We start from the raw sequence: 7,298 nt of genomic DNA, 5'->3' as shown, positions 1-7,298 counted from the left end.
CAGGACCGCGAAGCGGCCGGCGAAGCCGGCGGCCGCAGGCCGTCCTTGACTCCGGGGTTCGTCGAGAAGACCCTCGTGATCGGGTCGGCGGCCCACCAAAGCCACGAAGAACGGTCACGCGACAGGTGGTCTCGACAGGCTCAACCACCGGGAGCCGAATGAATGCCGACCTGCCACTGCTGTTCTCGACAAGCTCGATACATCGCCTTGACGCCGGTCCAGATCGAGAAGACCCTCAAGAACGGGCCGGCGGCCCAGCCCAGCCCCGAAGAAACGTTCCGCGACAGGTGGTCTCGACAAGCTCGACCACCGGGCATCACCGGTCCACGACACAGACCGCCGAACGCCTCCGGCCAACCCGGCGCCCGCAGGCCGTCTCGATTCCGGGGTCCGTCGAGAAGACCCCACGACCGGGCCGGCGGCTCACACCGGCCACAAAGAAACGGTCACAGATCAGGTGGTCTCGACAAGCACGACCACCAAGCACAACCGCCCAAGAAAACCGGTCGACCCGACGCAACCACACCAGAGAGTTACGCCGGGTCGACCCGACTAGGAGGCAACCTCCGCAACCCCGAGATCGAGCCGGTTCCCCGGCCGCGGCAGCCCGTAGTGATCCCGGAGGGTGACCCCGGAGTACTCCGTGCGGAAGAGCCCGCGCTCCTGGAGGATCGGCACGACGGAGGACGCGAAGGCCTCCAGACCCGAGGGCAGCACGGCGGGCATGATGTTGAACCCGTCGGCGGCGCCGTTCTCGAAGTAGTGCTGGATGGTGTCGGCGACCTGGACGGCGGTGCCGGTGAAGGTGCGGTGGCCGCGGCCGCCGCCCAGCTTGCCGATCAGCTCTCGTACGGTGAGCCGGTCGCGGCGGGCCCAGTCGACGACGAGCGTGTAGCGGCTCTTGGCGCCCTCGATCTCGTCCTCGGTCGCGATGTCGGCCGGCAGCTGCTCGTCGAGCTGGAGCCGGGCGGGATCGACCTGCAGGAGCTGGGCGAGCTGAGCGACCGCGTACTCCGGAGCGATCAACCGGTCCAGCTCCTCCTCGAGCTCGCGGGCCTCGGCGACGGTGTCACCGATGACCGGGACGATGCCCGGCAGGACCAGCACATGGTCGGGGTTGCGCCCGGCCGCGACGACCCGCCGCTTGATGTCGGCGTAGAACGCCTGGCTCTCCTCCAGGGTCGGCTGGGCCGTGAAGATCGCCTCGGCCCAGCGGGCCGCGAACTCCTTGCCGTCGTCGGAGGAGCCGGCCTGGACGAGCAGCGGATGACCCTGCGGCGACCGCGCCAGGTTGAGCGGCCCTTCCACCGAGAAGTGGGCACCGACGTGCGAGATCGGCCGGACCCGGTCGCGCAGCGTATGCACCCCGGAGTCCTTGTCGGCCACGATCGCGTCGTCGGCCCAGCTGTCCCACAGCTTGGTGGCCACCTCGAGGAACTCCGAGGCTCGCTCGTAGCGGTTCTTGTGCAGCGGCTGCCCCTCCAGACCGAAGTTGCGCGCCGCGGCGTCACCGGCGGTCGTGACGATGTTCCACCCCGCTCGCCCGCCGGAGATGTGGTCCACCGAGGCCAGCCGCCGTGCCAGATTGAAGGGCTCGTTGTACGACGTCGAGGCGGTCGCGATCAGGCCGATGTGCTGCGTGGAGACCGCCAGCGCCGACAGCAGCGCCGTCGGCTCGAGGCGCGCCGACGGCCGCCGCCCAGGCTCACCGAACAGGGCCGGGGAGTCGGCCAGGAACAGCGAGTCGAACTTGGCCTCCTCCGCGATCCGCGCCAGCTGCTGGTGCGCCGCGAGCGAGAGGTTGGCGTGCGGGTCCGACTCCGGCAGCCGCCACGACGCCTCGTGGTGACCGGTGTCGAGGAGGAACAGGTTGAGGTGGAGCTGCCGAGCGGCCATCAGGCCACCTCCTCCTCGACCGACTCGACCACACCGAGCTCGGTCAGCAGCTGGGCCCGCAGCGACGCGAACCGCGGATCACCCGGACTCCGCTTGGTCCCCAGGTCGATCCGGATGTCGGAGCCGACGACACCGTCGACCAGCACGATCACCCGGTCGGCGAGCGCGATCGCCTCGTCGACGTCGTGGGTGACCAGCAGGATTGCGGGGTTGTGGGCGACGTACAGCTTCTGGAGGAGCTTGTGCATCTTGATCCGGGTCAGCGCGTCCAGAGCCCCGAACGGCTCGTCGGCGAGCAGGAGCTGCGGGTCGCGGACGAGCGACCGCGCCAGCGCCGCGCGCTGCTGCTCGCCACCGGAGAGCTCGTGCGGCCAGGCCTTGTCGCGGCCCTCGAGCCCGACCTCGGAGAGCGCCTCGAGCCCACGAGCGCGCGCCGAAGGCCCCGAAAGACCCAGGATCACGTTGTCCAGCACCCGCCGCCACGGCAGCAGGCGGGAGTCCTGGAAGACCACCGAGACCCGCTCGGGCACGTCCACGACACCCGATCCCGCCACCGAGCGGTCGAGCCCGGCCAGGGCCCGCAGCAGCGTGGACTTCCCGGACCCCGAGCGCCCGATCAGCGCCACGAACTCACCGCGGGCGATGGTGAGGTCCAGGCCGTTGAGCACCCCGCCGGCCTCGGAGAAGCTGCGGCGCAGCTTCTCGACGCGTACGGCGGGTCCCTCGGGTGCCGTCAGTGACTCTCCAGCGTTCGTCGCCATGCCAGTGCCTTCCTCTCGGTGAAGCGGACGATGCCGTCGGCGACCAGGCCCAGCAGGGCGTAGACGACCAGGCCGACGACGATGATCTCGGTCTGGCCGTAGCTGGACGCGAGGGTGATCATGTGGCCGATGCCGCTGGTCGCGTTGACCTGCTCGACGACCACGAGCGACAGCAGCGCGTTGAGCACCGCGAACCGCAGCCCGAGCAGGAACCCCGGCGTCGCCCCCGGCAGCACCACGTGCCGGATGAACGCGCCGCGTCCCAGGCTGACGGTCTCGGCCAGCTCCGCGTAGCGACTGTCGATGCCACGCAGCCCGTTGTGGGTGTGGATGTAGATCGGGATGAGTACGCCGAGGGCGATCGTGATCACCTTCATCGGCTCCCCGATCCCCAGCCACAGGATCAGCAGCGGCATCAGCGCCAGGCTCGGGATGGCCCGCTTGACCTGCACGGGGCCGTCGATCAGCGCCTCCCCGACCCGGCTGAGCCCGGAGACCAGCGCGAGCGCCAGCCCGACACCGACCCCGATCACCAGTCCGAGTGCGGCCCGGTAGGCCGAGGTCGCGAGGGCCTCGGGAAGCCGTCCGTCGGCGATCAGCCGCTGAGCGGTCTCGACCACCACCCACGGCTCGGACAGCGTACGCGGATCCAGCACCCCCGTCGCCGAGGCGAGGAACCACAGGCCCAGGAGCAGGATCGGCCCGATCCACAGCGTGCCGGGGACCCGCGGCCCGGGCCCGAGGCGACGGCGTACGACCCGCTTGTCGGTGACCTTCTCGTCGGAGGCGACGCCGACGATCGGCGCCTCGACTGCCGTGGTGGCCATCACTGACCTCCCTTCAGCGCCTCGGCGATGACCTCCTCGTAGCGGCGGTCATAGAGCTCGGTGACGTCCAGCTCCGGGTGCTTCTGCTCCTTCGAGAGGATGTCCGCGGTCTCCTGCTGGCGCTTGATGAAGTCGTCCCAGTTCTCCGGGATCACCGTCTGCCCCGACGACTCGAAGACCTTCTTGCCGTCCTCGAAGGTCAGTCCCTCGTGGTCGACGTAGTAGGCCTGGATCCACTCGTCCGGGTTCTCCTCGATCCACTTCTCGGCCTTGACCCACAGCCCGAGGAAGTCCTTGAACGCGGCCGCCTTGCCGGCGTCCTCGAAGGTCTCCTCCGGCCCGTAGACGAGGGTCGCGTCGTCGCGGATGCCGGTGCGGACCGAGGTGGCGCCGTCCCGGCTGTACTTGGCGAGGTAGGAGGTCAGCTGCGGCCCGCCGAGCGGGGCGACGTCGACCTGGTTGGAGGCCAGCGCGTTGGAGTAGGTGTCGTCGACGCTCTGGATCTCGACGAGCTCGACGTCCTCCTGGGTGAGGCCGGCGGCCTCGAGCGTCTTGAGGATCAGCGCGCCCTGGGCCTGGCCGGGCGAGTAGGCGATCTTCTTGCCCTTCAGGTCCTGGAGCGTCTTGACCTTCGACTTCGGCGCGATGCCGAGCTCGTAGATCGGGTTGTCGAGCGGGTCCGGGTTCTCGGTGACCGCGACGATCTTGACCGGGGTGTCGGTCCAGGTCGCGAAGAGGGGCGGGATGTCGGCGACGATGCTCGCGTCCAGGGCATCGGCGCGGAACGCCTCGATGCTCTTCGGACCACCGGAGATGTTGGCCCACTCGATGTCGTAGCCCTTGACCTCGTCGATCAGCCCGGACGTCTTGAGCGCGACCTCGATCGGCGGGAGCCCGAGGCGCAGGACCGTCCCCTCCGGGACCTGGTCGGGGAGCGCCGCGTCGGCGGCGAGCTTGGAGGCACTGGACGCGTCGGCGCCGCCGCAGGCCGTCAGTCCCAGGAGCATGGACGTGAGAACGGCGGCGATGGCGGTCAGGCGCGGTGGGGTGGGGCGGATCATGGCTCTCCTCTGGTTGGTCCGTCCAAACCAGAGTAAGTCAGTAGAGATTAGCCATAAAAGTGTAGTTCGGATCCTGAGACGTGCCTCCGGAATACGGGACGCGGCCAGGGTCAGAGATAGACCGACTTCAGCTCCGTGTACTGAGCCAGGCCCTCCGGACCGAACTCCCGCCCGATCCCGGAGGCCTTGAAGCCACCGAAAGGTGCGGCGAAGTCCATCGTGTAGGTGTTCACGCCGTACGTCCCGGCCCGCACCCGGCGGGCGACGTCGAGCCCGGCCTCCTGGTCGGCGGTCCACACCGTCCCGGCCAGCCCGTAGTCGGAGTCGTCGGCGATGCGTACGGCCTCCTCCACCGAGCCGTAGGGGATCACCGAGAGGACCGGGCCGAAGATCTCCTCCTGGGCGATCCGCATCCCGTTGTCGACGCCGGCGAAGACGGTCGGGCGTACGTACCAACCCGTATCGAGACCGGCCGGACGGCCGGTGCCGCCGGTGAGCAGGCGGGCGCCCTCCTCCTGGCCGAGGGCGATGTACCTCTCGACCCGCTCCTGCTGGCGACGGGCGACCATCGGCCCGATCTCGCTCGCCGGGTCGGACGGGTCGCCGACCTTCATCGCCGCGACCGTCTCCGCGAGCGCGCCGGCGATCTCGTCGTGGCGGCCGACCGGGACGAGCACGCGGGTCTGGGCGACGCACGCCTGCCCGGAGTTCATCAGGGCGGTGAACGTAAGGCCCTCCAGCGTGGCCGCGAGGTCCGCGTCGTCGAGGACGATCGCGGCCGACTTGCCGCCGAGCTCGAGCGAGACCCGCTTGAGCCGTTCGCCGCACAGCGCGCCGATCCGGCGTCCGGCCGCGGTCGACCCGGTGAACGCGACCTTGTCGACGCCGGGGTGAGTGACCAGGTGCTCGCCCACCTCGCGCCCCGCCGCGACGATGCTGACCACGCCCTCGGGCACCCCGGCCTCGATCAGCATCTCGGCGAGGAGGTTGCCGTCGAGCGGGGTCTCCGGCGCGGGCTTGATCACGATCGTGCAGCCGGCCAGCAGCGCGGGGATGAGCTTGGACAGCACGGTGAACTGAGGGACGTTCCACGGCGCGATCGCGGCGACGACGCCGACCGGCTCGTGGCGTACGACCACGTCCGAGCCGAGCACGCCGGCCCGCCGGGACTCCCAGGGGAACTCGCGAGCGATGCCAAGGAAGGCCTCGATCTGCATCCAGGGCGCGGGCGCCTGAGCAAGGTTGCTGAACGAGATCGTCGAGCCCATCTCAGCGGTGATCACCTCGGCCATCTCCCCGAGCCTGCCCGCATAGAGGCCCGAGAGCGCCTGGACGATCTCGATCCGCTCCTCCGGAGACATCCGGGGCCAGGGGCCCTCGTCGAACGCCGTGCGCGCCGCGGCGACGGCGGCGTCGATGTCCTCCACCGAGCCTTCGGGGACCCGTGCCACCACCTCCTCGCTGTGCGGCGAGACCACCTCGATCGTCGCGTCGGTGGCGGGCTTGGTCCAGATGCCGCCGATGAAGAGTGCGTCGTGGTCGTAGGTCATCGTTCTCCTTGAGTGCGCTCTCAGATCCGGTCGAGCCAGTCGGTGAAGCCGGAGGGGTCGTGGCGGCCGAGGACGCCGTGCTCGAAGAGGCCCCAGCCCTCGACCCCGTCGGCACCGGGACCATGCGCGAGCGCGCGCCCGACGTGGTCGATCACCCCGAACGGCACCCGGCCGACGACCTCCGGCGCCGTCATGTCGTAGGTCAGCCGCTCGGTGAACCCGGCACCCTTCCAGCTTCCGTGGGACCAGTCGGAGTCGCCGCCGTAGCCACCGCCGACATGGATCGGCACCCCCAGCAGCGAGGAGACCTCGAGCACCAGCGGCTCACCCGCAGGAGTCGTGCACGTGATCGTGGCGCCCTCCGGGAGCCGGGTCCCGTCGCGGTAGCGGATCCGGACGAGCGGCCAGCCGAGCTGCTCGACCCTGCCGTCGCGGAAGACCCGGGTGCAGTCGTTGAGGGTGCGATGCCCGTCCGGGGTCTCCTGGATGATCAAGACGACCGAGAAGTCGTCGAACCGCAGCGGTACGTAGAGCCACCACATCCCCTCGAACCCCGGGTCGGCGGGCCTGCCCGGCGGCAGCGCCTCGCCGGAGGGGCGGATCCCCCAGGAGCGGTCCCGGGTGCCGACCCAGCGGTCGGGGTCGACGACGATCCTCTCGCCGTCGACCTCGATCACCCCCTCCCAGGTCCCGACCTGCGCGAACCGCTGCGCGTCGAGCACGGTGGCCGCACCCTGCCGCATCACGTGCGGCTGCTCCTGGACGACCTCGAACGAACCCTCCCAGCGCAGGTCCAGCGCGATCCCGTGGGTCTCCTCCATCACCAGACGCAGCCTCCGCAGCGGCTCGGTGACCTCGATCCGGTACGCCCCGACCTGCTGCCCCATCCGGTCACCGCCCCGCGGGTCCGCGCCGTCGCCCAGGTGCACGGCGGTCTGCTCCTCGCCACGGCGGAGCAGGACGTACGCATCCTTGGTGCCGAGGTTGGGATAGAACCCCATCCCGGTGATGAGGAAGAGGTCGCCGGTGCGGTCGTGGGCGTTGAGGTAGCAGCGGTCGTAGAAGTTGCGGTCACTGCTCCCCGCCCAGGCCACCGGGCGCGGGAGCTGGTGGATCGGGTACTCGTCGAGCGGGCCGACACCGACATACTCACCGTGCGCCCCACGCGCCCCGCTCACGCCGCCGCCTCCGTAGCGCAAGCGC

General features: G+C 70.2%; 6 protein-coding genes. All 6 read right to left on the bottom strand.

What is annotated here, in order from left to right:
* Window positions 1–552: 552 nt before the first annotated feature.
* Window positions 553–1,896: an LLM class flavin-dependent oxidoreductase gene (locus ACZ6WN_RS30310; RefSeq protein ID WP_465869986.1), complete on the bottom strand. Its 1,344-nt coding sequence runs from the start codon at window positions 1,894–1,896 to the stop codon at window positions 553–555.
* The gene (locus tag ACZ6WN_RS30305) at window positions 1,896–2,657 is read right to left on the bottom strand and encodes an ABC transporter ATP-binding protein (RefSeq protein ID WP_465869985.1); all 762 of its coding nucleotides are present in this window, start codon (window positions 2,655–2,657) and stop codon (window positions 1,896–1,898) included. The genes ACZ6WN_RS30310 and ACZ6WN_RS30305 overlap by 1 nt, the downstream gene beginning before the upstream one ends.
* Entirely contained in the window at window positions 2,630–3,484 is an 855-nt protein-coding gene (locus ACZ6WN_RS30300) for an ABC transporter permease (protein ID WP_465869984.1), read from the bottom strand. Before ACZ6WN_RS30300 ends, ACZ6WN_RS30305 begins: the two co-directional genes overlap by 28 nt.
* Window positions 3,484–4,545, bottom strand: a complete 1,062-nt coding sequence (locus ACZ6WN_RS30295; RefSeq protein WP_465869982.1) for an ABC transporter substrate-binding protein — start codon at window positions 4,543–4,545, stop codon at window positions 3,484–3,486. The genes ACZ6WN_RS30300 and ACZ6WN_RS30295 overlap by 1 nt, the downstream gene beginning before the upstream one ends.
* A 110-nt stretch (window positions 4,546–4,655) precedes the next feature.
* Window positions 4,656–6,095: an aldehyde dehydrogenase gene (locus ACZ6WN_RS30290; RefSeq protein WP_465869980.1), complete on the bottom strand. Its 1,440-nt coding sequence runs from the start codon at window positions 6,093–6,095 to the stop codon at window positions 4,656–4,658.
* A gap of 20 nt (window positions 6,096–6,115) precedes the next feature.
* Complete coding sequence (locus ACZ6WN_RS30285; RefSeq protein ID WP_465869978.1) at window positions 6,116–7,273, bottom strand: Rv3169 family protein; 1,158 nt, start codon at window positions 7,271–7,273, stop codon at window positions 6,116–6,118.
* Window positions 7,274–7,298 lie beyond the last annotated feature (25 nt).

It is taken from the genome of Nocardioides sp. NPDC054178 (assembly GCF_055585005.1).
Note: the sequence above shows the minus strand (reverse complement) of the source record. Positions and strands in the feature narration are given on the sequence as shown.

Excerpts from the sequence above, each read along its gene's own strand:
- ACZ6WN_RS30310 (WP_465869986.1), bottom strand. The coding sequence starts at position 1,896 with ATGGCCGCTCGGCAGCTCCACCTCAACCTGTTCCTCCTCGACACCGGT.
- ACZ6WN_RS30305 (WP_465869985.1), bottom strand. The coding sequence starts at position 2,657 with ATGGCGACGAACGCTGGAGAGTCACTGACGGCACCCGAGGGACCCGCC.
- ACZ6WN_RS30300 (WP_465869984.1), bottom strand. The coding sequence starts at position 3,484 with ATGGCCACCACGGCAGTCGAGGCGCCGATCGTCGGCGTCGCCTCCGAC.
- ACZ6WN_RS30295 (WP_465869982.1), bottom strand. The coding sequence starts at position 4,545 with ATGATCCGCCCCACCCCACCGCGCCTGACCGCCATCGCCGCCGTTCTC.
- ACZ6WN_RS30290 (WP_465869980.1), bottom strand. The coding sequence starts at position 6,095 with ATGACCTACGACCACGACGCACTCTTCATCGGCGGCATCTGGACCAAG.